Below are 23,633 nucleotides of genomic sequence, written 5' to 3'. Positions count from 1 at the left end.
CGTGACCTCGCGGGCACGACGGTGAGCCCCGGCGTCCTCGCGGCGGCGTACGACGCGGTGACCGGGGTGCTCGACGGCCTCGCGCCCGTCGACTGGGACCGGCCCACCCGCGCGGAGGGCTGGACCGTCCGGGACCTCACGTTCCACCTCCTCCTCGACGCCCAGCGGGCCCTGGTCACCCTGGCGAGCCCGGGGGAACGGGCACCCGACCGGGACCGGTACGACTACTGGAGCGCGTTCCACCCCGCCAGCGGCGATGGCGGGGCGGCGCACGCCGACTTCGTCCGCCGGGCCGCCGCGGCGTACGGCGAGCGGGCACTGCTGGCGGTGTGGCGCGACACCGCCCCGGCCGCGGGCCACGCCGTGGCGGTCGCCGACCCGGCGGACCTCGTCGCCACGCAGGGCCACGTCCTGACGGTCGCCGACCTCGCCTCGACGCTGGTCCTGGAGGCCTCCGTGCACCACCTCGACCTCGTCCTCGACCTGCCGGACGCCGCCGGCCCGCCCGCCGCGGCGCTGGCCGAGACCCGCCACGTGCTCGACGTGCTGGCGCCAGCACCGTTCCCGGCCCCGTGGCCCGACGAGCGGGTGGCCCTGCTGGGCACGGGCCGCGTCCTGCCGGACGACGCCGAGCGCGCGGCGCTGGGCGACGCAGCGGACCGGCTACCCCTGCTCGGCTGAGGCCCGCGGTCGGTAGCGGGTGAGCAGCACCCCGGCGATGCAGAGCGCCCCGCCGACGAACGCGAGGGGCGGCGGGACCTCCCCGAGGGTCAGCCACGCCATCAGTGCCGTGATGAACGGGACGAGGAAGGTCAGCATCGCGAACGTGCCCGCCTCCGACGTGGACAGCGCGTACGCCCAGGTCGTGAAGGCCAGCGCCGACGGCACCAGCCCGAGGTAGAACCACCAGCCCAGGTCGACCGCGGAGGTGCTGCCGACGGCGCCGACCATCTCGGCCGTCCAGGGCAGGCAGGCCACCGTGCCGGCGACGTAGAACCAGAAGGTGACCTCGAGCGCGCCGAGGTCGCCCAGCAGCTTCTTCTGGGTCAGGACGCCGACGGCGAACCCGACCGCGGCCACCAGGACGAGGAGCACCCCGACCAGGTCACCGCTCGGACCGGCCGAGGAGGCCTGCGCGATGAGGACGACGCCGCCGAAGCCGACCGCCAGCCCGACGACCAGCCAGCGGGTGAGGCGCTCGCCGAGCAGGACGGTGGCCAGCAGGGCGACGATCAGCGGCCCGACCTGGACGATCAGCGCGGCCGTGCCGGCGTCCACCCGGAGCTCCCCGGCGTTCAGGGCGACGTTGTAGACCCCGATCCACGACACCCCGCCGAGGGCGATCAGCCCCCACGTCCGGCGCGGGGGGACCCGGATCCGTCGCTGCGAGACGAGCAGCAGCACCCCGAGGGCCACCGTCGCCACCACCAGCCGCCCCAGGGCCAGCGACCCGGGCGGGACCGACTCGCCCAGGTGCCGGATCCCCACGAACGCCGAGGCCCAGGCCAGCAGCGTGAACGCGACGGCCGCGAGCGGCAGCCAGCCCGGGGCGGATCGGCGTACGGCGGGGGCGGTGAGGGTCTCCTCGGGCGGGCAGCCGGGCTCGACCGGGGGAACGGTGGTCACGGCTCGACGCTAGGGCCCGCCCGCCGGGCCCGTCGCGCGGGTATCGGACGTCGTACGTCGAGATCCGGTCACCGCCACCGGTGGTCGAGGTGCGAGGAGCGCTGGCGACGAGCCTCGAGACCCGGTGGGGTCAGTGTGGCCTCGCGTCAGACGTCCAGCTTGTAGCCCAGTCCCCGGACGGTGACGAGGAACGAGGGGTCGCCGGGGTCCTTCTCCAGCTTGGCGCGCAGGCGCTTCACGTGGACGTCGAGGGTCTTGGTGTCGCCGACGTAGTCGGAGCCCCAGACGCGGTCGATCAGCTGGCCGCGGGTGAGCACCCGGCCGGGGTTGCGCAGGAACATCTCGAGCAGCTCGAACTCCTTGAGCGGGAGGCGCTGCTCGGAGCCGTCGACGGTGACGACGTGGCGCTCGACGTCCATCCGCACGGACCCGGCCTCCAGGGTCGCGCTGGCGGCCTCCGCGCCGACGTCTGCGCCGCGGCGCAGGACGGCCCGGATCCGGGCGACGAGCTCGCGGGGCGAGTACGGCTTGGTGACGTAGTCGTCGGCGCCGAGCTCGAGGCCGACCACCTTGTCGACCTCGTCGTCCTTCGCGCTGACCATGATCACCGGCACGCTGGAGGTCTGGCGGATGCGGCGGCAGACCTCGGTCCCGGGGATGCCGGGGAGCATGAGGTCCAGCAGCACGATGTCCGCACCGTTGCGGTCGAACTCGGTGAGCGCGTCGTCGCCGGTCGCGGCGATGGCGACCTCGTAGCCCTCCTTGCGGAGCATGTAGCCCAGCGCGTCGCTGTAGCTCTCCTCGTCCTCGACGACGAGCACCTTGGTCACGAGCGTCCCTCTCTGCTGCTTCTCATCGTGGTCACACCGTAGGCCCTGATCAGGACGCCCGCGGCAGGGTCAGCGTGAAGGTCGAGCCCTGGCCCTCGACGGACCAGACCCTCACGTCGCCGCCGTGGGTGGCGGCGACGTGCTTGACGATCGAGAGCCCGAGGCCGGTGCCGCCGGTGGAGCGGTGCCGGGCGGGGTCGACGCGGTAGAAGCGCTCGAAGATGCGGTCGATCTCGCCGGCCGGGATGCCGATGCCCTGGTCGGTGATCGACACGTCGACGGTGTCGTCGTCGGCGCGCGCGCTGACCAGCACCGAGGACCCCTCGCGGGAGTAGGCGACCGCGTTGGCGACCAGGTTGCCGACGGCGACGCTGATCTGCTCGGCGTTGCCGAGCACCTCCAGGCCCCCGTCGCCGCCGGCCACGAGGGAGATCCGCCGGGCGGCGGCGTCGATGGCGGACGTGTCGATCGCGGTGGCCACGACGTCGTCGACCGGGACCCGCGAGGGCATCTCCAGCGGCTCGTCGCCCTGCAGGCGGGAGAGCTCGATGATCTGCTGCACCAGGGTGCCGAGGCGCTCGGACTCGTGGCCCATGCGGCCGGCGAACCGCTTCACCGCCTCGGGGTCGTCGGCGGCGTCGGCGACGGCCTCGGCGAGCAGCCGGATGGCGCCGACCGGGGTCTTGAGCTCGTGGCTGACGTTGGCGACGAAGTCGCGTCGTACGGCCTCGACGCGGCGCTCGCGGGTGCGGTCCTCGACCAGCGCCAGGACCAGCCGCGACCCGAGCGGGGCGACGCGGGCGGTGACGTGGCGGTCCGGCGTACCGCCCGGGCGGGCCATCTGCATCTCGATCTCGCGGATCTGCCCGTCGCGGCGCACGGCGCGGACCAGGTCGGCGAGCTCCTCGGCGACCAGCTCGTTGCCGCGGACCAGCCCGAGTGCGTACGCCGGCGCCGACGCCTTGAGCACCGACTCGTTCTCGTCGACGACCACGGCGCTGCTCCGCAGGACGGACAGGACGGTGGCGACGCCGGTCGGGACGGCCGGCTCGGCGACCTCGGGACGGCGGGTCTGCTGCTTGTCGGAGAGGTGCCAGGCGAGCACGGTGGACCCGGCCACGATCGCACCGACGATCGCCGCCAGGAACGCCTGAGCGGTGGGGTCCACGGCCAGATCGTACGGACGACCCCGCCGGTCGCGGGTGCCGCCGGGCGGCCCCGGGTGCCACGGACCCAGATTTCACTGCCCGTTCACGGTCCGGATCGCCGCCGTCCAGAAGCGGCGCCGGACGCCTGCCTAGGGTGGTGGGCATGCGTGAGGCCTACTACGACGAGCTCGAAGGCGTGTTCGCCGACCTGACCGAGATCACCCGACTGGTCGAGGTCGCCGTGCAGACCGCCACCGAGGCGCTGCTCACCGGCGACGCCGAGACGGCCGAGCGCGTCATCACCGCCGACGCCGAGATCGACTCGCGGCGGGAGAAGGTCGAGAACGACGCGTTCAACCTGCTCTCCCTGCAGCAGCCGGTCGCCGGCGACCTGCGCCTGATCGTCGCCGCGCTGCGGATCGTCAGCGAGCTCGAGCGGATGGGCGACCTCGCCGAGCACGTCGCGAAGGTCGCGCGCCTGCGCGTGCCCGGCCTCGCCGTGCCGGAGGACCTGCGGCCCACCATCACCCGGATGGCCACGATCGCCCTCGAGATGGTCGGACGCCTGCGCGTCGTCATCGCCGACCGCGACGTCCAGGCCGCCGCCCGCCTCGCCGAGACCGACGAGGAGATGGACAAGCTCCGTCGCCTCAACTTCACCGAGCTGCTCCGCCAGGACTGGACCCACGGCGTCGAGGCCGCGGTCGACGTCGCCCTGCTCGGCCGCTACTACGAGCGCATCGCCGACCACGCCGTCGGCATCGCCAACCGCGTCGTCTTCGTCGTCACCGGCGACTTCCCCGTCGCCTGACGGTTCGGCCCCGCCCGACGGGCGTCGTACGGCGGGGCGCTGGGCGTCGTCCCAGGGGCCTCAGCAGCCTCTGGTTTCACCAGCCGGCTGGTGAAACCCCGACTGGGCTGACGAAACTTCGTCAGCCCAGGCGGGGTTTCGCGGGCTAGCCGGCGAAACCAGTGACAGGTGGGACCCCGCCCCGGAAACCGAGGCGAGCGGTCAGCGGCCCTGGTTGGCGACGGCCTCGGCGGCGGCTGCGGCGGCCTCGGGGTCGAGGTACTCGCCACCCGTCACGAGCGGGGCGAGGTCGTCGTCGAGGCGGTAGACCAGCGGCTGGCCGGTGGGGATGTTGAGGCCGGCGATGTCGTCGTCGCCGATGCCGTCGAGGTGCTTGACGATCGCGCGGAGGCTGTTGCCGTGGGCGGCGACGAGCACGGTGCGGCCCGGCTGCAGGTCGGCGGCGGCGTCGCCGTTCCACCACGGCATCAGGCGGACGATGACGTCGGCCAGGCACTCGGTGGCGGGCATCTCGTCGCCGAGGTCGGCGTACCGGGGGTCACCGGCCTGGCTGAACTCGTCGTCCGCGTCGATCGGCGGCGGCGGGACGTCGAAGCTGCGACGCCACTGCATGAACTGCTCCTCGCCGTACTCGGCGAGCGTCTGCTTCTTGTCCTTGCCCTGCAGGGCGCCGTAGTGACGCTCGTTGAGGCGCCAGGTGCGGCGCACCGGGATCCAGTGGCGGTCGGCCGCGTCGAGCGCCAGTGCGGAGGTGGTGATCGCGCGACGCAGGAGGGAGGTGTGGACGACGTCCGGCAGCAGGCCGGACTCCTTCATCAGGCGCCCGCCGGCGACGGCCTCGCCGCGGCCCTTCTCGGTGAGGTCGACGTCGACCCAGCCGGTGAAGAGGTTCTTGGCGTTCCAGTCGCTCTCGCCGTGGCGGAGCAGGATCAGCGTGCGGTCGGTGCTCACTCGCCCTCGCTCTCGCCGGGGAGGACCTCGTCGGCCGGGGTGTAGAGGTCCTCGGTGTCGTACTCGTCCCGCTCCGTGGGGACCGGTCCGTCGATGCCCTCGTAGTAGCCGGCGTTCGGCACCACGGAGACGTCGAAGGTGACCTCCTGGCCGGTGCTGTAGGCGATGTCGACGGAGAGGAAGTCGCCGATCTCGAAGTCACCGGTGACGGGGACGCCGCCCTCGTTCGCGAGCTGCACGAAGCCGCCCGGCGCGAGCTCGATCGGCTCGGCGAGCTCGGCGGTGATGTCGCCGCCGATGCCCGTCACCGCGGCGGTCTCGGAGGTCTCGTTGGAGAACCCGGCGACGAAGGTGCCCTCGCCGTTGCCGTCGGTCGACACGATCGCGGCGCCGAGCACGTCGACGGCCGCACTGCGGTCGAACGTGCCCTCCGCGGGCGTGTAGACGATGTTGGTGTTCTCGTCGAAGCCGCACGACGCGAGGGCCGGCAGGACGAGGGAGACCGCGCCGAGGACCGCGGCTCGCCGGAGCAGTGAACGCTGGGGCTGAGGCACGAGCGCAGCCTACCGGCGCGCGGACGCGTCCGGAGCAGGCGGCCTCATCGGTAGAGGCCCTGCTGCGAGGCCACGGTCAGCAGCGCGATGACCAGGACCGCGGCCAGGACCGCGGCGAGGCCGAGGAGGCGGGGCGCGCCCACCTTCAGCGCGATGCGCAGCGGCAGGTGGCGCAGGCCGTCGCGGTTGTCGTCGACCAGGCCCGGCAGGGACCGCAGCACGTGCACGGTGACGCCCAGCGCGGCCGCCAGGCCGACCAGCGCCGGGTTCGGCGCCAGGCCCTCGGGGCCGCCGATCGGGCCGGCGTACGACAGGACGGCGGGGTAGAGCGCGAACGAGGCCGCCCACGGCACCGGCGAGAACCAGCCGTGGCGCAGCGAGATGTTGCCGACCATGCCGATGGCCACGACGACGAGGTACGTCACCCCGGCGGTGACGCCGTTGGAGACGCCCAGGGGTACGAGGAGGAGGGCGGCGATCGCGAAGGCGTACCAGACCGTGCCCGGCTCCAGGCGTCCCTCGGCCAGGGGCTTGCGGCGCAGCCTCCGCGTCTCCCCGGCGTCGCGGTGGCGGGCGAGGACGACGGCGTCCCGGTCCCGGTCGACGAGGTCGTTGTGCCAGCCGAGCATCGTCTGGCCGACGAGGACCATCGCCGCGAGCAGGCCGACCTGCTCCGGCGGCCGGCCCGCGAGGGCGGCGGTGCCGGCGAACGCGGCCGCGGTCAGGACGGCCTGGCGCGGGTGCGCGGCGAGGAGGAGCAGCCACAGCGCGACGGGCCCGCGGGCCGGGACGACCGGGGCCGCGGTGGTCGGGGCCGCGTCGTCCGCCGCGCCCTGCTCCGCGGTCCCCGCCTTCTTCTGCTTCTGCGCCTGCTTGCGTGCCCTCTTCTCCGCGCGCTCGTCCTTGCCCGTGGCCGGGCTGGTGGCCGGGCTGGTGGCCGGGCTGTCGTCCGTGGTGTCGCGCGTCAGCACCGCGGTCGAACCGGTGGGGGTCACCTCGAGCTCGCGGTCGTCTCCGGTCGGGGTCTCGGTGGTCGGGGTCTCGGCCGGGGAGTCGGCGGGGGAGTCGGACGCGGCCTCGTCGGGCGTCGTCGCCCTCGGGTCCGGGCGGGCCCAGCGGCGGCGGCGCTCCTCGGCGCGACGCTGCTTCTCGGCCTTCCTCTCCGCCTTCGTGGCGGCGGCCGGGTCGGCCGCGGGCACACCCGCCCCGTCGCCGCCCGCGCCTCCGCGGTCACGCTCTGCACCCATGGGCGGCAGTATCCGCGCAACCGGCCCCCGGCGGGAGGGCAACCCCTGATCCGGACCCTTCCGGAGACGCCGTGGGACCCTGGAGAGGCGCCTCCGCGGAGCCGTCCCGCACCCGTTGCAGAGATTGTCGACAACACGGATCTCGCGGTCTGTCAAGACCCGGTTAGGCCTCTGACCTGCGGAAACGTTGAGGAAGCTCCGCTGGCGCCGTGTTATGATGGGGGTCCTTCGGAAGGGGAAACGTACATATGACATTCACCGTCGGCGAAACGGTTGTGTACCCCAATCACGGGGCTGCGGTCATCGAGGACATCGAGTTCCGCACCATCAAGGGGGAGGACAGGCAGTACCTGGTCCTCCGCATCGTCTCCCAGCAGGACCTCGTGGTGAGGGTCCCTGCGTGCAACCTGGACCTGGTCGGCGTGCGGGACGTCGTCGACAAGGAGGGCCTGGACCGCGTCTTCGACGTGCTGCGGGCCTCGCAGGTCGAGGAGCCGACCAACTGGTCGCGTCGTTACAAGGCCAACCTCGAGAAGCTGCACAGCGGCGACGTCATGAAGGTGGCCGAGGTCGTCCGTGACCTCTGGCGCCGTGAGCGCGACCGCGGCCTGTCCGCGGGCGAGAAGCGCATGCTGGCGAAGGCGCGCCAGATCCTCGTCTCCGAGCTCGCGCTCGCCGAGAGCACGAACGAGGACAAGGCGGAGGGCATCCTCGACGAGGTGCTGGCCTCCTGAGCGTCACCCACACGCACGAGCAGGGCCCCCGGGACGACCCCGGGGGCCCTGTCGTGTCGTGGGAGGAGGACGACGTCGAGCCGGCGCTCGGCGTCGTGCTCGACGAGGGCCGCGGCAGCCTCCCGTACGCCGTCGTCCACGGCGAGGCGCTCGTCTTCTGCGCCGCCGCCGCCCTGGAGGCGGCGGGGGTGCGGGCGGTCGACGCCGGCACCCCGTGGGAGCACGTCCGGGAGGCCGGCGCGGACCTGGTGCTCCACGACGCGCTCTGCCCCCTGGCCCCGCCGGCGTTCCTGGCCGAGTGCCTGGCCGTGGCCCGGCGCGACGACGTCGCGGTCGTCGCCGTCCGCCCGGTCACCGACACGGTCCGGACCTCCGGCCCGGGTGATCCGCCGCGGCTCGGCGAGCTGCTGGACCGCGAGGCCCTCGTGGCGGTGGCGTCGCCGGTGGTGCTGCCCGCCTCCGTCGTCGCGTCGTACGACGGGTGGCCGCCCGCCGACGTCGTCGCGCTCGTGGCGTCGCTGCGGGAGCGGACGACGCCCGTGCTGCTCGAGGCCCCGGCCGTCGCCCGGCGCGTGACGGGCCCCGACGACCTGCGCGTCCTCGAGGCCGTCTCGGCGGCCGACGCCGCCGCCGTCCCGGTCTCAGACGAGGCGTGAGGCGACGTCGAGGTCGCCGGGCCAGGTGATCTTGAGGTTCGCCGGGTCCCCGTCGACCGCGACGACCTCGACGTCGTCCGGGCCGTGGGCGGCGACCGTCCCGGCGGTGTCCGTGGCGCGGTGGCCGCTGGTCGCCGCGGCGTCGTAGGCCGCCAGCAGGGCGTCGGCCCGGAACGCCTGGGGGGTCTGCATGGCCACGAGCCCGTCCGGGACGGGCGAGCCGTCGACGCTGACGACGGCCGGGGCCGGGACCACCGGCACGGCGCCCCCGTGACGGCGGGCCGCGTCGAGGACGCGGGTGAGCAGGGCGCTGCCGGCCAGCGGTCGGGCGCCGTCGTGGATCGCGACCACGTCGACCGCGCCGGAGGCGACGTCGTCGGCGAGGACCGCCAGCGCGCGCTCCTCGGAGGCGTGTCGGGAGTCGCCGCCGACGACGACGTCGACCGAGGCGTCCGCGCCCAGGTGCGGGGTCAGGGCGTCGGCGACCGCTCCGGACTCGCCGTCCCGGACCACCACGACCACCCGGACCACCCCGCGGGTGGCGAGCGCGTCGAGGACCGAGCGGGTCAGGACCGGCACCCCGCCGAGGGGGAGCAGGACCTTGTTGACCTCGGCCCCGCTGCGGCTGCCCGACCCGGCGCCGAGCACGACGACGGCGGCGCCGGCGTCCGTCCCGGTGCCGTCGTGCAGGGCTGTCGTCATGGGCGGATCCTCGCAGGCCCTCAGCCGTCGACGGCCCCGAGGACCGTCCCGTCCCGCAGGGTCGCGGTGTAGGTCCAGGCGTCGGTCACCGAGGTGTCGCGGAACCCGTCCCCGCCGGTGGGCCACCAGGCCGCCCAGCGTCCGTCCTCGACCGAGGCCTCGACCTCGCGGCCGTCCGCGAGGTCGACCACGAGCCGCTCGACGTCGTCGCCGACCCGGCCCGAGGCGTAGCCGAAGACGCCGTCGTCGACCTCGCCGACCCCGGCGGTCTCCTCGCGGACGGCGTCGCCGCGCCGCGGGGCGGCCAGCGCGTCCTCGACCGGTCCGAGGCCGCCGAAGAACCCGCCCGCACCTGGGACGGGGTCGGCGACCACCTCGTCGGGCATCAGGCAGGTGGCCTCGAGCCTGCCGCCGTCCCGGGCGTCGACCCGGTACTGCACGTACGACCAGCCGCCCCGGGCCTCGGCGACCAGGGGCCGGGGCGCGGCCCCCGGCGACGCGGCGAGCTCCCCCTCGTCGGTCTGCAGGACGCTGCACGCCGTGACCGCGGCGTCGCGCTCGGCGCCGGTGAGCTCGACGGGGACCGGCGACCAGCCCGCGAACGCCTCGTCGCCGCCCACGACGAGCGGGACGGCGACGACGGCCGCCGCGACGGCAGCCACGACGCCGCCGGCGAGCAGCAGGCGCGGCGTACGGCGGCGCGGCCGGGGCGGGTCCGTGGGGGCCGCGGCGGTCGCCGGGTCGGTCGCCGGGTCGGTCGCGAGGATGCGCCCCAACAGGGCGTCGGCGCGGGCGCGTTCGGCGTCGGCGAGCCCCGCGCCGGACGGGGGACCCGCGGGGTCGAGGTCGGCCAGGCGCTCGAGGCTGTCGGTGCTGCGGGTCATGGCCGGGCTCCTTCGGGGAGGGTCGTGCGGGCGGGGTGGTCGAGGTGGCGTCGTAGCGCGCGGCGGGCGCGCGAGAGGCGCAGGCGGTACGCCGTGGCGGTGCAGCCGAGGACGCTCGCGGCCTGGGCGGAGGTCAGGCCGTCCCAGACGGACAGGGCGATGACCTCCTGCTCGGCCGGGTCGAGGCGGGCCCAGCCGCGTTGCAGGTCGAGGCGGGCGGCGACCTCGGCGGCGACCTCGGCGTCGTCCGAGGCCCCGAGGGGTACGCCGTCACCGATCCGCGTGGCGAGCGCGTCGCGGCGGCGGTCGCCGCGTCGGGCGTTGAGCAGCGTCGCGCGGACGACGCCGAACAGCCACGGCCTCGCGTCGGCGACGTCGACGGGGACGTCGTCCAGGCGCCGCCAGGCGACGAGGAAGGCGTCGGCGACGACGTCCTCCGCGTGGGAGGGGTGCACGCGGCGCTGGGCGAAGCGCAGCAGGTCGGGGTACGTCGCGGCGAAGACGGCACGGAACCGCGTCTCGCGCGACTCCGGCGTGCTCGGCGTCGGGTGGGTCATGTCCGGTACCTGTCCGCCTCCCCGCCGAGTGTGTCACCCGGGACGGAACGGCTAGCGGGCCGCCAGCTCCGCGAGCCGCGCCAGCGCGGCGGGGAAGATCTCCGCCGGCGGGGTGACGAGCCCGGCCCCGACCTGGCCGACACCGGCCACCGCGCCGGCCATGCCGGTGTTGATCTGCGGCAGGATCCCGGTCCGGCAGACCCGGGTGACGTCGATGCCGGTCGGGGTGCCCTGGAAGTCGAGGACCGGGACCGTCCAGCGCGGGTTCTCGGCGAGGGCGATCTCGTGCATCCGCCGGGTCGTGGCCAGCGCGTCGGGCACGGTGCCCCCGACGAGCCGCACGATCGCCGGGGCCGTGGCCATCGCGAACCCGCCGATGCCGGCGGTCTCGGTGATGGCGGAGTCGCCGATGTCGGGGTTCGCGTCGTCCGGGCCGTAGTCGCCGAGGAAGAGCCCGTCCGCGACCTGCGCGGGCCCGGTGAACCACTCGTCGCCGGTGCCGGCGACCTGGATGCCGAAGTCGGTGCCGTTGCGGGCCATCGCCACGACCATGGTGGAGCCGTCGATGCCGCGGGCGGCGTCGAGCGCCAGCTTGCAGGTCGGCATGGCGAGGTTGAGGAAGAAGTGGTCGTTGCCGCCGACGAACCGCAGGACGTCGGAGACGTCGCCCGCCTCGCCGGCGTGGACGAGGGCGGGTCCGAGGTCGCGCAGGGTCATCAGCGTGCCGGCGCGGTTGCGGTTGTGGGCCTCGTCGCCCATCTGCAGCATCTGGGTGAGGATGCCGGTGACGTCGACCGGACCCTCGGCGTCGCGCACCCGTCGTACGGCGGAGCGCAGGAGCGGCCCGAGGACGTCGCCCATCCACCGCAGGCGGGTGAGGACGTCGGGGCCGTAGGCGCCGTACCGCAGGACCTTGCCGAGCCCCTCGTTGAGGGTGCAGTGGGTACGACGCCCGGTCTCGAGGTCCTCGAGCACCCACATCCACATGCTCGGGGTGACGACGCCGGCCATCGGTCCGACGGCGCCGCGGTGGTGGCAGGGCTCGAGGCTGACGGAGCCGCCGTCGGCGAACAGCGCGGGGGCGTCCTCCGGGTCGTCGACGAGGCCCTCGAGCGCGGCGCCGCCCATGAGCGCGCCGCGCAGCGGGCCGGAGGCGCGCTCCCAGTCGATCGGCGGGCCCGCGTGGAGGAACTCGCCGCGCTCGAGGCCGAGGACCTCGGAGGCGGGGCCGACGTCCACGAGGTGGGCGGTGACGCCGAGGACGGCGTCGACGGCGCGGCGGTTGGCGTCCGCGCGGCGGGGGTCGAGAGCGACGCGGGCGAGGTCGGTCACCACGTCGGAGCCGGCCGCGGTCACCGGGGGGCGCCAGTCGACGCGCTCGGTGGCGACGGCCTGCGCCCCGAGGGCGTCGGCGAGCAGCTCGGTGCCGGTGGTGACGACCCTCATCGCGCGTTCTCCTCGACGGTCTGGCCGGCGATGCGCGCGGCCCGGCGGGCGGCGCCCGCGTTGGACAGGTGGACCTCGGCGCCGGCGTCCGCGAGCGCACGCACCTGGCCCGCGAGGCCCTGGGGGTCGCCGTCCGTGCCGACGACGGTGACGACGACGGGGACGTCGAGGCCCGCGAGCACCGGGGCCAGGGACGCGGCGGGGTCGGGCTCCGCGCCGTGGCCGAGGACGACGTCGAGCAGCAGCACCCCGACGGCCGGGTCGGCCGCGGCACGGACGACCTCCTCGGTGCGCAGGGTCGGGTCGATCATCGGGTGGGCGCGACCGGAGGTGTACTCGTCGTCGCCGAAGTCGGTGAACGTGTGGCCGCCGTCCGTGCCGAGCGCGTCCTCGACGACGAGGCGGGCCTCGGTGCAGAGCGTGCCGCCGACGAACAGGCCGCGGACGGCGCCGCCCCGCGCGGGGTCGCGGGGTCGGGTCGTGCCGACGACGGGCCAGTCCGGGACCTCCCGGCCGAGGTCGCCGAGGAGGCTCTCGGTGGCGGCGGTGAGGTCGGGGTGGCCGGCGCCGAGGAACGCGGTGGCGACGGGGGTGGCGAGACCCTCGGCCAGGGCGCGGACCTCGTCCGCGACCCCCGGGGCCGGGGGCTTGGAGACGAGCAGCACCCGCTCCACGCCGTCCGCGGCGTCGAGCCGGCGCAGGGCCTTACGGGTGGCCAGCCCGCCGACCTCCGCGGACAGGTCGCGGCCCCCGACGCCGTACGCGTGGGTGACGCCGACCCCGGCGTGGTCGAGGAGCGCGAGCACCTGCTGGGCGCCGGTCCCGGAGGCGGCGACGAGGCCGACGGGCCCGGGGGCGACGACGTTCGCGAAGCCCAGGCCGACGCCGTCGACGACGGCGGTGCCGCAGTCGGGCCCCATGACCAGGACCCCCCGCTCGGCGGCGAGACGCTTCAGCGCGACCTCGTCGGCGAGCGGGACGTTGTCGCTGAAGACCATGACGTCGTGCCCGGCCTCGATCGCGTCGACGGCCTCGACGACGGCGCTCGGGCCCGGGACGGAGACGAGGACGACCGCGCGCTCGCCGGGCGTGACCTCGCGCAGCGCGGCGGCGGTGGTGCGGTGGGCGGCCAGCTCGGTGGACGACGGCGCCCGGCGCCCGGCGTCGGCGAGCGCGGCGGCGACGCCCGCGAGGGCGGCCTCCAGGTCGCCGTCCTCGTCGAGGCGCAGCGCGACGACCATGTCGTTCGGCCCGGCGCCCTCGGGGACGGTGAAGCCCATGCCGGTGAGCACCTCGACGTTGAGGCCGGTGGCCATGGCGACCTGGGCGGACGCGACCCCACCGAGTCCCTGGACGGCGCGGCTGACCTGCAGCAGCGCCACGGAGTCGGCGTACGCGCCGGGGCGCAGCTCGACGTGGGTGCGGCCCGTCGTGACGGGGCCGGGGGAGGTGGTGGTCATGCCGCCGTTCCGTTCCGGTGGGGGCTCCGCGCGGGAGCGAGGTGGGCCAGGGCGGTGGTGGCGCCGTGGAGCAGGCCGCGGCCCGAGGAGTGGCCGACGGCGAGCAGCGCCTGCGTCGCCGCGTCCTGCGCGGGGGTGCCCGCGGCAGCGAGCCAGTCGACGAGCTGCGGCAGGGCCTCGCCGTGCATGGCGCAGTCGAGCAGCGTCGCCGACAGCAGGGTGGTGCGGCGGAAGAGCGCCCGCACCAGGCCGTCGACGTCCACGGTCGGGACGCCGGCGGCACGGTGGGTGACGATCCAGCCCGCGAGCACGTCGTCGTCGTACGGCGTGAGGCCGCCGCCGCGCCCGACGCGCAGCGACCGGGGGAGCGGGGCGGGGGTCTGGGCGCGGGAGTCGATCCGCGGCACCGAGACGTCGACGAGCCGGCCGATCCGCAGCGCCTGCCCGCCGACGTGGAGCTCGCCCCCGCGGACCGCGGCGGTCGGCGCGAGGTGGTCGAGCCGCGGCAGGTCGGAGCGCAGCCCGCACGGGACGGCGACGGCGTCCCGGGACAGCAGCCCGACGCAGCGGCCGGACACCTCGACGTACGTCGCGACCGGGCCGCGGTGCAGCACCGGGACGGGACCGTCGGGGGCGGCGCGCAGCAGGTCCCGGACGCGGGGAGGGGCGGCGACAGGGAGCATCCCGGCGACGCTAACGCGCAGCGATAGCCTCTGCCGATGTGAGGTTGTGCCGAAGGATCGACGACGGGTCGGCAGATCCTGCTGACGACGCCCCCAAGGCGCCCCGGTGAGCGGCGTGGACGGCAGCGAGGTGCCCGGACCCGAGGCCATCGCGCGGATCGACGCGCTGCACACGGCGCTGACCCAGATCGTCCTCGAGGGCGGTGACCTGGCGGGCATCGCCGCCGAGGTCAGCCGGGTGCTGGACATCGCGGTGATCGTCACCTCGTCCGACGGTCGGGAGCGGGCGGCGTCGGTGAGCGACCGGGTGCGCGACGTGCTCGCCGAGCACCAGCTGCTCGACCCGACCGGACGCGTGCGCGTCGAGCGGATCGGGCCGCGGGGCACGCCCGTGGTCGACGGGGAGGCGCGCCTGATGCTGGTGGGCGCCGGGGGCGCCGACCTCGCGCGGCTGGTCTGCGTGCGGACCACGAGGCCGTTCGGCCACGACGACGTGCAGTCGCTGGAGCGCGCCGCCGCGGTCGCGGCGCTGCTCATCACCCGGGAGGCCGCGGTGACCGCCGTCGAGAACAAGTACCAGGGCGACTTCCTGCGCGACCTGCTGCTGCGCCGCACGTCCGACGCGGCGTACGTCGCCGAGCACGCGGAGGGCTTCGGGTGGGACCTGCGCCGTCCCGTCGTCGTGGTCTCCGCGCAGCTGGACCGCCCGGACGACGACCCGCCGGTCTCGAGTGCGCGCCGCCGGCAGTGGCAGGAGCGGTTCGCCGCCGCGTGGCGCCAGGTGGCCGGCGCGGAGGGCGACGGCATCGCCAGCGTCGACTTCTCCTCCGAGGTGGTGACGCTGCTGCCGGTGGACGTCGTGGCGGGCGGCGCGGCGGCCGGTGACGGGGAGGCGCTGCCGGGCGAGGTCGTCGTGCGCCGGGCCGTCACGGCGGTGCGCGGCGACCGCGGGGGAGGGCGTCGTCCCTTCTCGGTCGGGGTCAGCCGGGTCGCGGAGACCGTCGACGACCTGCCCGAGGCCTACCTGCAGGCCCGGCGGGCGGTCGACGTCGGCCGGCGGGTGCAGGGCATCGGGGCGCTGGCGTTCTTCGACCGCCTCGGCCTGCACCGGCTCATCGCGCTGGTGCCGGACCACCGGGAGCTGGAGTCGTTCGTCACCGACGTCCTCGGGCCGCTGGCCGAGCGGACGGAGGAGGCCGCCGACCTGCGCGAGACCCTCCAGGTCCTCATCGACACCAACTTCAACGTCGCCGAGGCGGCGCGGAAGCAGTTCTTCCACTACAACACGATGCGCTACCGGGTCTCGAAGCTCGAGCGCATCCTCGGCCCCGTCGCCGGCGACCCCCACCTCCGCCTCGACGTCGCCGTCGCCCTCCGTGTCCTCGACGTGGTGGCGTAGCCGCCCAACGCCGGGTGAGGTGTGAGCGAAGCGAGCCTCGAAGCCCGGTGGGTCGACCGAGGTCCGTCTCGCTGGGTCTCGAGGCTCCTCGCCAGGGCTCGTCGCACCTCGACCAGCGATGCGAGGTCCCGCTGCAAGGAGTGACAACCGCTCCCTTCATCCTTCGGCAGACCCTGCCGTCGAGGGCATGAGATCTGGCTCACTACGTTGGCGGGAATCTCGGACTCCGAGGACGAGCGAAGGGCAGACGCGCGATGTCGATGTTCAAGTGGGACGTGGTCGACCCGGCCCCCGGCGAGGCGGTCGGACCGCGTCAGCGGCTGCCCTGGGGCAAGACCATCGGTCTGGGCGCCCAGCACGTGGTCGCGATGTTCGGGGCGACGTTCGTCTTCCCGCTCGTCATGGGCCTCGACGCGAACCTGGCCATCATGTTCAGCGGCATCTGCACCGTGCTGTTCCTGCTGATCTGCCAGAACAGGGTGCCGAGCTACCTCGGCACGTCGGCGGCGTTCGTCGGCGGCGTCGCGGCGATCCGGCTGCAGGGTGGAGACTCCGCCGACGTCACCGGCGCGATCATGGTCGCGGGCGTCGTCCTGGCCCTGGTCGGGGTGCTCGTGCACTTCGCCGGCGTCGGCCTCATCCACAAGGTCCTGCCGCCCGCGGTGACCGGTGCCGTGGTCATGCTGATCGGCTTCAACCTCGCGCCCGTCGTCGCCCAGACCTACTGGCCCCAGGACCAGTGGGTGGCGCTGCTGACCGCCACGTTCCTCGTCGCCGGCGCCGTGCTCCTGCCCGGCTTCTGGTCCCGCATCGCCGTCTTCCTGTCCCTGATCTTCGGCTACCTGCTGTCGTGGGCGTTCGACGGGATCTTCGGCCCGATCACCTCGGTGCTGCCGACCGGCCCCGACCCCGTCGAGCACGACCGCGTCGACCTCTCCGGCGTGGCCGCCGCCGACTGGATCGGCCTGCCCAGCGGCACCCTCGCGGACGGCGTCTCCGTGGTGCACGGCCCGAGCGTCTCGCTGACCTTCGTCCTGCTGGTGCTCCCCGGCGTGGTCGCGCTCATCGCCGAGAACCTCGGTCACGTGAAGGCCGTCGCTGACATGACCGGCGAGGACCTCGACCCCTACATGGGCCGCGCCATCGGCGCGGACGGCCTCGCCACTGCGTTCGCGAGCGCGTTCGGCGGCTCCCCGACGACGACGTACGCGGAGAACATCGGCGTCATGAGCGCCACCAAGGTCTACTCGACCGCGGCGTACTACGTCGCCGCGGCCGTCGCGATCCTGCTCGGCCTCTGCCCGAAGTTCGGCGCCATCGTCAACGCCACCCCCGGCGGCGTGCTCGGCGGCATCACCGTCGTCCTCTACGGGATGATCGGCCTGGTGGGCGCCAAGATCTGGGTCGAGAACAGGGTCGACTTCGGCAACCCCGTCAACCTCGTCGGCCTCGCCGCCGGGATCATCGTCGGCGTCGGCAACGTGACCCTGGTGATCACCGACGACTTCCAGCTGTCCGGCATCGCGTTCGGCACCCTGCTGGTCATCCTCTACTTCCACCTCGCCCGCACCGGGAAGTCCAGCACGTCCGGCGAGGTGACCAAGGCGCTATGAAGCCCGCCCCCTTCGCCTACCACCGCCCGCGCACGCTCGACGAGGCCGTCGCGCTGCTGGCCTCCGAGCCGGACGCGAAGGTGATGGCGGGTGGGCAGAGCCTGGTGCCGCTGCTCACGATGCGCCTGGCAGGGCCGGCGACGATCGTCGACGTCTCGGCGGTCGAGGGCCTCGACACCCTGGCCGTGGACGCCGAGGGGGTCCGGGTGGGCGCGATGGTGCGGCACGCCGACGTCCTCGCCAGCGCCGACGTCCGACGGGTGCAGCCGCTGGTGAGCGCCGCCCTGTCGCACGTGGCGCACCCGACGATCCGCAACCGCGGCACCACGGTGGGGTCGATCGTGCACGCCGACGCCGCGGCGGAGATGCCCGTCGTGCTCGCCGTCCTCGGCGGCAGCGTGGACGTCGTGGGCGGCTCGGGCCGCCGCACGATCGCGGCCGCCGACCTGTTCCTCGGCCTGCTGGAGTCCTCGCTGGCCCCCGACGAGGTCGCGACCTCCGCGTGGTTCCCGGCGCTCGCGGACGACGCCGGTGTCGGGTTCGCCGAGATCGCCCGCCGCCACGGCGACTACGCGATGGTCGGCGTCGCCGCCCACGTGGACGCCACCGCGGCCCGCGTCGGGTACCTGTCGGTGAACGACGTGCCGACCGTCGTCGACGTCACCGGGGTGGACCCGGCCGACGCCGGCGAGGCGGCGCTGGCCCACCTCGCCCCGGGGGGCGACGTCCACGCCTCCGCGGCGTACCGGGCCCAGCTCGTCCGCGTCCTCACCGCCCGCGTGCTGCGCGAGGCCCACGAGCACCGCCAGTCCAGACAGGGAGCCGCATGACCCTCTCGACCGACCAGCAGACCGGCGAGGACCTGTACGACGTCCGCCTGCGCGTCAACGGCGTCGTCCACGACCTGCGGGTCCCGGCGCGACGGCTGCTCAGCGACGCGCTGCGCCACGACCTGGGGATGACCGGCACCCACGTCGGCTGCGAGCACGGCGTCTGCGGCGCCTGCACCGTCCTCGTCGACGGCCGGCCCGCCCGCGCCTGCCTCATGTTCGCGGTGGCGGCCGTCGAGGTCGACATCACGACCGTCGAGGGGCTCACGCACCCCGACGGGTCGCTGGGCCCGGTGCAGCAGGCGTTCCGCGAGTGCCACGGCCTGCAGTGCGGCTTCTGCACCCCCGGCTTCCTCACCACGATCACCGCCGGGCTGGAGGAGAACCCCGACCCCAGCCACGAGGAGGCCCGGGAGATGATCGGCGGCAACCTCTGCCGCTGCACCGGCTACCAGAACATCGTCGCCGCCGTGGAGCGCGCGGCCGTGCTCCGGCGCGAGGGGCAGGAGCGCCCATGACCACCAAGCTCATGGGCCAGGGCGTCCAGCGCGTCGAGGACGACCGGCTGCTCCGCGGCCAGGGAGCGTACGCCGACGACCTCGACGTCGGGCCGGGCCTGCTGCACGCCGCCGTCGTCCGCTCGCCCCACGCGCACGCCCGGATCGTCGACATCGACGTCGACGCCGTCCTCGACGTCGAGGGCGTCCACGCCGTGTTCACCCACGACGACCTCACCGGCCCGATGGCCGACCCGCTGCCGCTGCTCATCCCGCACCCGGCGCTCACCCACGGCCGCACGCAGTACGCCCTGGCCAAGGACGAGGTGAACTACGTCGGCGAGGCCGTCGCGTTCATCGTCGCGACCGACCGCTACGTCGCCGAGGACGCCGTCGGCAAGGTGAGGGTGACGTACGACGTCCTGCCGGCCGTCGTCGGCATCGACGCCGCCCGGCGCGCCGACCGCCTGGTCCACGACGACGTGCCCGGCAACCTCGGGGCCCGCCTCGAGCAGCAGACCGGCGACGCGCCCGCCGCCGTCGCGGCCGCCCCGCACCGGCTCAGCCTCGACCTCGACATCGAGCGCAGCGCCTGCATGCCGCTGGAGGGCCGCGGCACCGTGGCCCGCTGGGAGCCGGCGCTGGACCGGCTGCAGGTGTGGACCTCCACCCAGTCCTCCACCGGCGTCCGCGCCGCCGTGGCGGTCAAGCTCGGCCTGGACCTCGGCCAGGTCGACGTCATCACCCCCGACGTCGGCGGCGGCTTCGGCGTGAAGATCAACCACCCGTGGCCCGAGGAGCTCCTCGTCCCGTACGCCGCCCGTGCGCTCGGGCGGCCGGTGAAGTTCACCGAGGACCGCCGCGAGCACTTCATCTCCTCCGCCCACGAGCGCGCCCAGGTCCAGCACGTCGAGGTCGGCTTCGACGACGAGGGCCGCCTGCTCGGGCTCGACGTCGAGTTCTGGCACGACCACGGCGCGTACACGCCGTACGGGCTGATCGTCCCGATCATCACCTCGACCCAGCTGCTCGGGCCGTACAAGCCGGGCGCCTACCGGGTCGTCTTCCACTCGCTCTACACGAACACCGTCATCGTCACGCCGTACCGCGGCGCCGGGCGTCCGCAGGGCTGCTACGCGATGGAGCGCACGATGGACGCGATCGCGGCGTACCTCGGGAAGGACCGCACCGAGGTCCGCCGGGTCAACCTGATCCAGCCCGACGAGTTCCCCTACGAGCACCACCTGGTCTTCCAGGACGGCCGCCCGCTGACGTACGACTCCGGCAACTACCCGGAGATGCTCGACAAGATCAAGGCGCTCGTCGACTGGGACTCGTTCCCCGCGAGGAAGGCCGCGGCGGCCGCCGAGGGACGGAAGCTCGGCATCGGCCTCGCCTGCTACGTCGAGGGCACCGGCGTGGGTCCGTACGAGGGCGCGCACGTGCACGTCGAGACCACCGGCAAGGTGAAGGTCGCGACCGGGCTGACCAGCCAGGGGCAGGGCCACCAGACCGTCTTCGCGCAGCTCGTCGCCGACGAGCTCGGCTGTCGCTTCTCCGACGTCGAGGTGGTCACGGGCGACACCCGCCGGATGCCGTACGCCGTCGGCACGTTCGCCTCCCGCGCCGCGGTGATGAGCGGGTCGGCGATCCACCTCGCCGCCAGGCGGGCGCGGGAGAAGGCGCTGCGGATCGCCGCCGACGCCCTCGAGGCGTCCGAGGACGACCTGCAGATCGTCGACGGGGTCGTGTCCGTGAAGGGCGCCCCGGAGGTGAGCCTCGACCTCGGGACGATCTCGGTGCTGTCGAACCCGCTGCGCTACGCCTTCGACGAGGCCTCGAAGCGGGCGACCCAGTTCCAGGTCGGCGACCCGGGCAAGCCGCCGGTCGCCGAGGACGACGAGCCGGGGCTCGAGGGCCGCGACTTCTACTCGCCCGAGCGGGCGACGTTCGCGTCCGGCATGCACGCCGTGATCGTCGAGACCGACCCGGACACCGCGGAGATCCGGATCGTCCAGTACGCCGTCGTCCACGACTGCGGCACGCTGATCAACCCGATGATCGTCGAGGGCCAGATCCACGGCGGCGTCGCGCAGGGCGTGGGCGGGGCGCTCTACGAGCGGATGGCGTACGACGAGTCCGGGCAGCTGCTGAACGCGTCGTTCATGGACTTCCTCATGCCCTACGTCAGCGAGGTCCCCGACGGCATCGACGTCGACCACCTCGAGACCCCCTCGCCGCTCAACCCGCTCGGCATCAAGGGCGCCGGCGAGGCCGGGGTCATCCCGTCCGCCGCCGTCTTCGCCGCCGCCATCGAGGACGCCGAGGGCTTCCCGATCACCGCCATGCCCATCTCGCCGTCGGAGCTCTTCGAGCTGCGACTGGCGCAGTCCTGAGGAGCACCGCCGCATGAAGATCTCCGGCGCGAACGACGTCGCCCACCCGCCGCAGGTGGTGTGGGACGCGATCCTCGACCCGCGGGTCCTGGTCGCGGCCATCCCCGGCTGCTCGCGGCTGGAGTCGACGGGCGAGCACGCCTACGACATGACCGTCACCGCCGGCGTCGCCGCGATCAAGGGCACGTACGACGGGTCGTGCGCGCTGTCCGAGCTCGCGCCCCACGACTCGCTCACCATGCGGCTGACCGGCGCCGGTGCGCCCGGCACGGTCGACGCGACCGTCGCCGTCCGCTTCGAGGACCTCGGCGGCCGCACCCGCATCGCGTACGACGCCGACGCGACCGTCGGCGGCATGGTCGGCGGGGTGGGGCAGCGGATGCTCTCCAGCGTCTCGAAGCGGATGGCCGGGGAGTTCTTCGGCAACGTCGCGAAGGCCATCGAGACGCCTCCGACCGACGTGGTCGTGAAGGAGGTGGTCGAGCAGGAGGGTGCGCCCGCGGCTGCCGCCTCCGGCCCGGTGTACGGCGCCCCGGCCGCGGCGTCGTCCCCCACCGACTTCCTCCGCGGCGTCGCGGTCGGCGCCGGCCTGGTCGCGCTGGGCGTCGTCCTCGGCGGGGTCTTCGGGCGCCGCTCGTGACGCGGCAGGCGGACCTGACCCCCGACTCCACCGCCCGCGCCCAGGCGGCCGCCGTCCGGGCGAAGCAGATCAGCGCCCGGGAGCTGCTCGACCTCCACCTGGACCGGATCGGGGCGCGCAACCCCGAGCTGAACGCGATCGTGTCCCTCGACCCCGAGCGCGCCCGCGAGGGCGCGGCCGCGGCCGACGAGGCCCTCGCCTCGGGCGCGGAGGTGGGACCGCTGCACGGGCTGCCGTTCGCGTTCAAGGACACCCACGAGGTCGCCGGGTGGCGCACGACGTACGGCTCCGTGCTGTACGCCGACCACGTCCCCGCCGCCGACGAGCTGATCGTCGAGCGGGTACGGCGGGCCGGCGTCGTGGTGGTCGGGAAGACGAACGTGCCGGAGTTCGCCGCGGGCTCCCACACCTTCAACCGGGTCTTCGGGACCACGCTGAACCCGCACGACACCTCCCGTTCCGCCGGTGGCTCGAGCGGGGGCGCGGCCAGCGCGCTGGCGTCGGGGATGGTCCCGCTCGCGGACGGCTCCGACATGGGCGGCTCGCTGCGCAACCCGGCGTCGTTCTGTGGTGTCGTGGGGCTGCGCCCGACGCTCGGCCGGGTGCCGCAGTGGCCCGCCGCGAACCACTGGGAGACCACGTCGACCGGCGGGCCGATGGGCCGCACCGTCGACGACGTCGCGCTGCTGCTGTCGGTGATGGCCGGGCCGGACGCCCGCGCCCCGCAGGCCCTCGGTGACGCCGGGTCGTCGTACGCGCCGCCGCTGTCGGGCTCGCTGTCCGGGCTGCGGATCGCGGTCACCCCGGACCTCGGTGGGGCCTTCGCCTGCGACCGGGAGGTCGCCTCGATCGTGACCTCGTCGGCCGACACCCTCGTCGCCGCGGGCGCCGAGGTCTCCGGCGACGTCCCCGACCTCCGGGAGGGGGAGGACGTCTTCCGGACCCTGCGGGCCTGGCACTTCCAGGCGACGTTCGCCGAGCGCCTCGCGGCCCACCCGGACGCGTTCAAGGCCTCGCTGGCCGACAACATCCGGGCGGGGGAGTCGCTGACCGGCGCCGACGTCGCCCGCGCGTACGCCGGCCGCACGACGCTGGCCCACCGCATGCGGGCGTTCTTCGTGGACCACGACCTGCTGGTCCTGCCGGCCTCGCAGGTGCCGCCGTTCCCGGCGGAGGTGGAGTACCCGACCGCCATCAACGGCGAGCCGACGGAGAGCTACCTGGACTGGATGCGGGCGGCGTACCTCATCACCGTCACCGGCTGCCCCGCCATCTCGGTGCCCTACGGCCGCACCGCCGACGGCCTCCCCGTCGGTCTCCAGCTCGTCGCCGCCCACGGCCGCGACCGGTTCCTGCTCGAGTGCGCGGCGGCGCTGGAGACCCTGGCGGCTCAGTCCTGACGTCCTGACCCGGATCCCGGCCGATCCAGGGTCGAAACGTCAGGAACCAGCACGGTCAGCTCCTGCGCGCGGGCGTCCCAGTGACGCAGCGTGGTGCCCTCACCGGAGAGCACGCCGAGCGGGAGGACGTCGAGGGCCCGGGCGACCTGGTCGGGCTCGAGTCCGACGGCGAGGGTGACGTGCGGCGTCCACGCGCCCGGCGCGGTGTGCGCGGCCGGCGGCCACGGCTCGCGGTCGGACGCCGCGTCGACCAGGCCGACCACCTCGGCGTGCAGCGCCAGCAGCGCGTCGTCCGCGGTGACCGCCCGGGCGAGGACGAGCCCCCGCCGGGTCGGCAGCACCAGCAGGCCCGTCAGCGTCAGCGGGACCGGCAGCCGCGCCGCGGCCCGGCGTACGGCGTCGGGCGGGGGCAGGCGTCGCCGTTGCGCGAGCGTGACGTGCGGGGCGTTCGACACCCCCGGGTGCTCAGCGAGGCTCGGCAACCCGGCGTCGGCCAGCAACAGCCACTGCCGACGGATCTCCGCGTCGAGCGCGTCGTCCAGACCGAGGTCGATCGACGAGGCGGCCAC

At 74.7% G+C, this 23,633-nt stretch carries 24 protein-coding genes; 11 read left to right on the top strand and 13 right to left on the bottom strand.

Annotated features, from left to right (window positions below):
• Positions 1–21 precede the first annotated feature (21 nt).
• The gene (locus Q0858_RS08835; RefSeq protein WP_299052863.1) at positions 22–681 is read left to right on the top strand and encodes a maleylpyruvate isomerase N-terminal domain-containing protein; all 660 of its coding nucleotides are present in this window, start codon (positions 22–24) and stop codon (positions 679–681) included.
• Here Q0858_RS08835 and Q0858_RS08830 read toward each other — a convergent pair.
• The 3 genes from Q0858_RS08830 to Q0858_RS08820 form a co-directional block, all read right to left on the bottom strand.
• Positions 664–1,626 (bottom strand): DMT family transporter, encoded by a 963-nt coding sequence (locus tag Q0858_RS08830; RefSeq protein ID WP_299052861.1) that lies wholly within the window; start codon positions 1,624–1,626, stop codon positions 664–666. The two genes, Q0858_RS08835 and Q0858_RS08830, sit on opposite strands and share 18 nt — an antisense overlap.
• A 146-nt stretch (positions 1,627–1,772) precedes the next feature.
• Positions 1,773–2,456 (bottom strand): response regulator transcription factor, encoded by a 684-nt coding sequence (locus tag Q0858_RS08825; protein ID WP_299052859.1) that lies wholly within the window; start codon positions 2,454–2,456, stop codon positions 1,773–1,775.
• Positions 2,457–2,505: 49 nt separating this feature from the next.
• The gene (locus tag Q0858_RS08820; RefSeq protein WP_299052858.1) at positions 2,506–3,624 is read right to left on the bottom strand and encodes an ATP-binding protein; all 1,119 of its coding nucleotides are present in this window, start codon (positions 3,622–3,624) and stop codon (positions 2,506–2,508) included.
• 143 nt (positions 3,625–3,767) lie between these two features.
• On the opposite strand from Q0858_RS08820, the gene phoU reads away from it, so the two are divergent.
• The gene (gene phoU, locus Q0858_RS08815; RefSeq protein WP_299052856.1) at positions 3,768–4,415 is read left to right on the top strand and encodes a phosphate signaling complex protein PhoU; all 648 of its coding nucleotides are present in this window, start codon (positions 3,768–3,770) and stop codon (positions 4,413–4,415) included.
• Between the two features lie 201 nt (positions 4,416–4,616).
• Here phoU and Q0858_RS08810 read toward each other — a convergent pair whose 3' ends face one another.
• The 3 genes from Q0858_RS08810 to Q0858_RS08800 are packed head-to-tail and all read right to left on the bottom strand — an operon-like array spanning position 4,617 to position 7,167.
• The gene (locus Q0858_RS08810) at positions 4,617–5,366 is read right to left on the bottom strand and encodes a phosphoglyceromutase (RefSeq protein ID WP_299052854.1); all 750 of its coding nucleotides are present in this window, start codon (positions 5,364–5,366) and stop codon (positions 4,617–4,619) included.
• On the bottom strand, positions 5,363–5,920 hold the full coding sequence (locus Q0858_RS08805) for a hypothetical protein (RefSeq protein ID WP_299052852.1): 558 nt from the start codon (positions 5,918–5,920) through the stop codon (positions 5,363–5,365). Before Q0858_RS08805 ends, Q0858_RS08810 begins: the two co-directional genes overlap by 4 nt.
• Positions 5,921–5,964: 44 nt before the next feature.
• Positions 5,965–7,167: a UbiA family prenyltransferase gene (locus Q0858_RS08800; protein ID WP_299052850.1), complete on the bottom strand. Its 1,203-nt coding sequence runs from the start codon at positions 7,165–7,167 to the stop codon at positions 5,965–5,967.
• Positions 7,168–7,415: 248 nt separating this feature from the next.
• Between Q0858_RS08800 and Q0858_RS08795 the strand changes: the two genes are divergently transcribed.
• Together Q0858_RS08795 and Q0858_RS08790 are read left to right on the top strand one after the other, a co-directional pair.
• The gene (locus Q0858_RS08795; protein WP_299052848.1) at positions 7,416–7,901 is read left to right on the top strand and encodes a CarD family transcriptional regulator; all 486 of its coding nucleotides are present in this window, start codon (positions 7,416–7,418) and stop codon (positions 7,899–7,901) included.
• A 53-nt stretch (positions 7,902–7,954) separates the two neighbouring features.
• Entirely contained in the window at positions 7,955–8,557 is a 603-nt protein-coding gene (locus tag Q0858_RS08790) for a 2-C-methyl-D-erythritol 4-phosphate cytidylyltransferase (protein ID WP_299052846.1), read from the top strand.
• On the opposite strand, the gene Q0858_RS08785 is transcribed toward Q0858_RS08790, so the two are convergent.
• From Q0858_RS08785 to Q0858_RS08760, 6 genes are read right to left on the bottom strand one after another with little or no spacing between them, the layout of a single operon-like run.
• On the bottom strand, positions 8,543–9,259 hold the full coding sequence (locus Q0858_RS08785; protein WP_299052844.1) for a 2-C-methyl-D-erythritol 4-phosphate cytidylyltransferase: 717 nt from the start codon (positions 9,257–9,259) through the stop codon (positions 8,543–8,545). The two genes, Q0858_RS08790 and Q0858_RS08785, sit on opposite strands and share 15 nt — an antisense overlap.
• Positions 9,260–9,279: 20 nt before the next feature.
• Complete coding sequence (locus tag Q0858_RS08780; RefSeq protein WP_299052842.1) at positions 9,280–10,143, bottom strand: hypothetical protein; 864 nt, start codon at positions 10,141–10,143, stop codon at positions 9,280–9,282.
• Positions 10,140–10,700, bottom strand: coding sequence for a sigma-70 family RNA polymerase sigma factor (locus Q0858_RS08775; protein WP_299052840.1), 561 nt, complete (start codon positions 10,698–10,700; stop codon positions 10,140–10,142). Before Q0858_RS08775 ends, Q0858_RS08780 begins: the two co-directional genes overlap by 4 nt.
• Before the next feature lie 51 nt (positions 10,701–10,751).
• Positions 10,752–12,146 carry a DUF1116 domain-containing protein gene (locus Q0858_RS08770; protein WP_299052837.1) on the bottom strand — a complete coding sequence of 465 codons (1,395 nt, stop codon included), beginning with the start codon at positions 12,144–12,146 and terminating at the stop codon, positions 10,752–10,754.
• Positions 12,143–13,606 carry an FdrA family protein gene (locus tag Q0858_RS08765; RefSeq protein WP_299052835.1) on the bottom strand — a complete coding sequence of 488 codons (1,464 nt, stop codon included), beginning with the start codon at positions 13,604–13,606 and terminating at the stop codon, positions 12,143–12,145. Before Q0858_RS08765 ends, Q0858_RS08770 begins: the two co-directional genes overlap by 4 nt.
• Positions 13,603–14,289: a DUF2877 domain-containing protein gene (locus Q0858_RS08760; protein WP_299052834.1), complete on the bottom strand. Its 687-nt coding sequence runs from the start codon at positions 14,287–14,289 to the stop codon at positions 13,603–13,605. The genes Q0858_RS08765 and Q0858_RS08760 overlap by 4 nt, the downstream gene beginning before the upstream one ends.
• A 106-nt stretch (positions 14,290–14,395) precedes the next feature.
• Between Q0858_RS08760 and Q0858_RS08755 the strand changes: the two genes are divergently transcribed.
• The 7 genes from Q0858_RS08755 to Q0858_RS08725 all read left to right on the top strand — a co-directional run bounded on the left by Q0858_RS08755 (position 14,396) and on the right by Q0858_RS08725 (position 23,064).
• Positions 14,396–15,688 carry a PucR family transcriptional regulator gene (locus tag Q0858_RS08755; protein ID WP_299052832.1) on the top strand — a complete coding sequence of 431 codons (1,293 nt, stop codon included), beginning with the start codon at positions 14,396–14,398 and terminating at the stop codon, positions 15,686–15,688.
• 254 nt (positions 15,689–15,942) lie between these two features.
• Positions 15,943–17,301 carry a solute carrier family 23 protein gene (locus tag Q0858_RS08750; RefSeq protein WP_299052827.1) on the top strand — a complete coding sequence of 453 codons (1,359 nt, stop codon included), beginning with the start codon at positions 15,943–15,945 and terminating at the stop codon, positions 17,299–17,301.
• A complete protein-coding gene (locus Q0858_RS08745; RefSeq protein WP_299052825.1) occupies positions 17,298–18,131 on the top strand; it encodes an FAD binding domain-containing protein in 834 nt (277 codons plus the stop codon). Before Q0858_RS08750 ends, Q0858_RS08745 begins: the two co-directional genes overlap by 4 nt.
• Positions 18,128–18,649, top strand: a complete 522-nt coding sequence (locus Q0858_RS08740) for a (2Fe-2S)-binding protein (RefSeq protein WP_299052822.1) — start codon at positions 18,128–18,130, stop codon at positions 18,647–18,649. Before Q0858_RS08745 ends, Q0858_RS08740 begins: the two co-directional genes overlap by 4 nt.
• Entirely contained in the window at positions 18,646–21,024 is a 2,379-nt protein-coding gene (gene cutA / locus Q0858_RS08735; protein ID WP_299052821.1) for an aerobic carbon-monoxide dehydrogenase large subunit, read from the top strand. The genes Q0858_RS08740 and cutA overlap by 4 nt, the downstream gene beginning before the upstream one ends.
• 13 nt (positions 21,025–21,037) lie before the next feature.
• Positions 21,038–21,664 (top strand): carbon monoxide dehydrogenase subunit G, encoded by a 627-nt coding sequence (locus Q0858_RS08730; RefSeq protein ID WP_299052818.1) that lies wholly within the window; start codon positions 21,038–21,040, stop codon positions 21,662–21,664.
• Complete coding sequence (locus Q0858_RS08725) at positions 21,661–23,064, top strand: amidase family protein (protein ID WP_299052816.1); 1,404 nt, start codon at positions 21,661–21,663, stop codon at positions 23,062–23,064. Before Q0858_RS08730 ends, Q0858_RS08725 begins: the two co-directional genes overlap by 4 nt.
• Here the strand turns inward: Q0858_RS08725 and Q0858_RS08720 are convergent.
• Positions 23,055–23,633, bottom strand: coding sequence for a 2'-5' RNA ligase family protein (locus tag Q0858_RS08720; RefSeq protein ID WP_299052813.1), 579 nt, complete (start codon positions 23,631–23,633; stop codon positions 23,055–23,057). The two genes, Q0858_RS08725 and Q0858_RS08720, sit on opposite strands and share 10 nt — an antisense overlap.

This window comes from uncultured Nocardioides sp., from assembly GCF_947489365.1.
Lineage (GTDB): Bacteria > Actinomycetota > Actinomycetes > Propionibacteriales > Nocardioidaceae > Nocardioides.
The sequence above is the reverse complement of the archived record's forward strand: the minus strand, read 5'-3'. Positions and strand labels throughout refer to the sequence as shown.

Coding starts and splice junctions, on each gene's coding strand:
- phoU (WP_299052856.1), top strand. CDS start 3,768: ATGCGTGAGGCCTACTACGACGAGCTCGAAGGCGTGTTCGCCGACCTG.
- Q0858_RS08800 (WP_299052850.1), bottom strand. CDS start 7,167: ATGGGTGCAGAGCGTGACCGCGGAGGCGCGGGCGGCGACGGGGCGGGT.
- Q0858_RS08795 (WP_299052848.1), top strand. CDS start 7,416: ATGACATTCACCGTCGGCGAAACGGTTGTGTACCCCAATCACGGGGCT.
- Q0858_RS08785 (WP_299052844.1), bottom strand. CDS start 9,259: ATGACGACAGCCCTGCACGACGGCACCGGGACGGACGCCGGCGCCGCC.
- Q0858_RS08780 (WP_299052842.1), bottom strand. CDS start 10,143: ATGACCCGCAGCACCGACAGCCTCGAGCGCCTGGCCGACCTCGACCCC.
- Q0858_RS08775 (WP_299052840.1), bottom strand. CDS start 10,700: ATGACCCACCCGACGCCGAGCACGCCGGAGTCGCGCGAGACGCGGTTC.
- Q0858_RS08770 (WP_299052837.1), bottom strand. CDS start 12,146: ATGAGGGTCGTCACCACCGGCACCGAGCTGCTCGCCGACGCCCTCGGG.
- Q0858_RS08765 (WP_299052835.1), bottom strand. CDS start 13,606: ATGACCACCACCTCCCCCGGCCCCGTCACGACGGGCCGCACCCACGTC.
- Q0858_RS08760 (WP_299052834.1), bottom strand. CDS start 14,289: ATGCTCCCTGTCGCCGCCCCTCCCCGCGTCCGGGACCTGCTGCGCGCC.
- Q0858_RS08750 (WP_299052827.1), top strand. CDS start 15,943: ATGTCGATGTTCAAGTGGGACGTGGTCGACCCGGCCCCCGGCGAGGCG.
- Q0858_RS08745 (WP_299052825.1), top strand. CDS start 17,298: ATGAAGCCCGCCCCCTTCGCCTACCACCGCCCGCGCACGCTCGACGAG.
- Q0858_RS08740 (WP_299052822.1), top strand. CDS start 18,128: ATGACCCTCTCGACCGACCAGCAGACCGGCGAGGACCTGTACGACGTC.
- cutA (WP_299052821.1), top strand. CDS start 18,646: ATGACCACCAAGCTCATGGGCCAGGGCGTCCAGCGCGTCGAGGACGAC.
- Q0858_RS08730 (WP_299052818.1), top strand. CDS start 21,038: ATGAAGATCTCCGGCGCGAACGACGTCGCCCACCCGCCGCAGGTGGTG.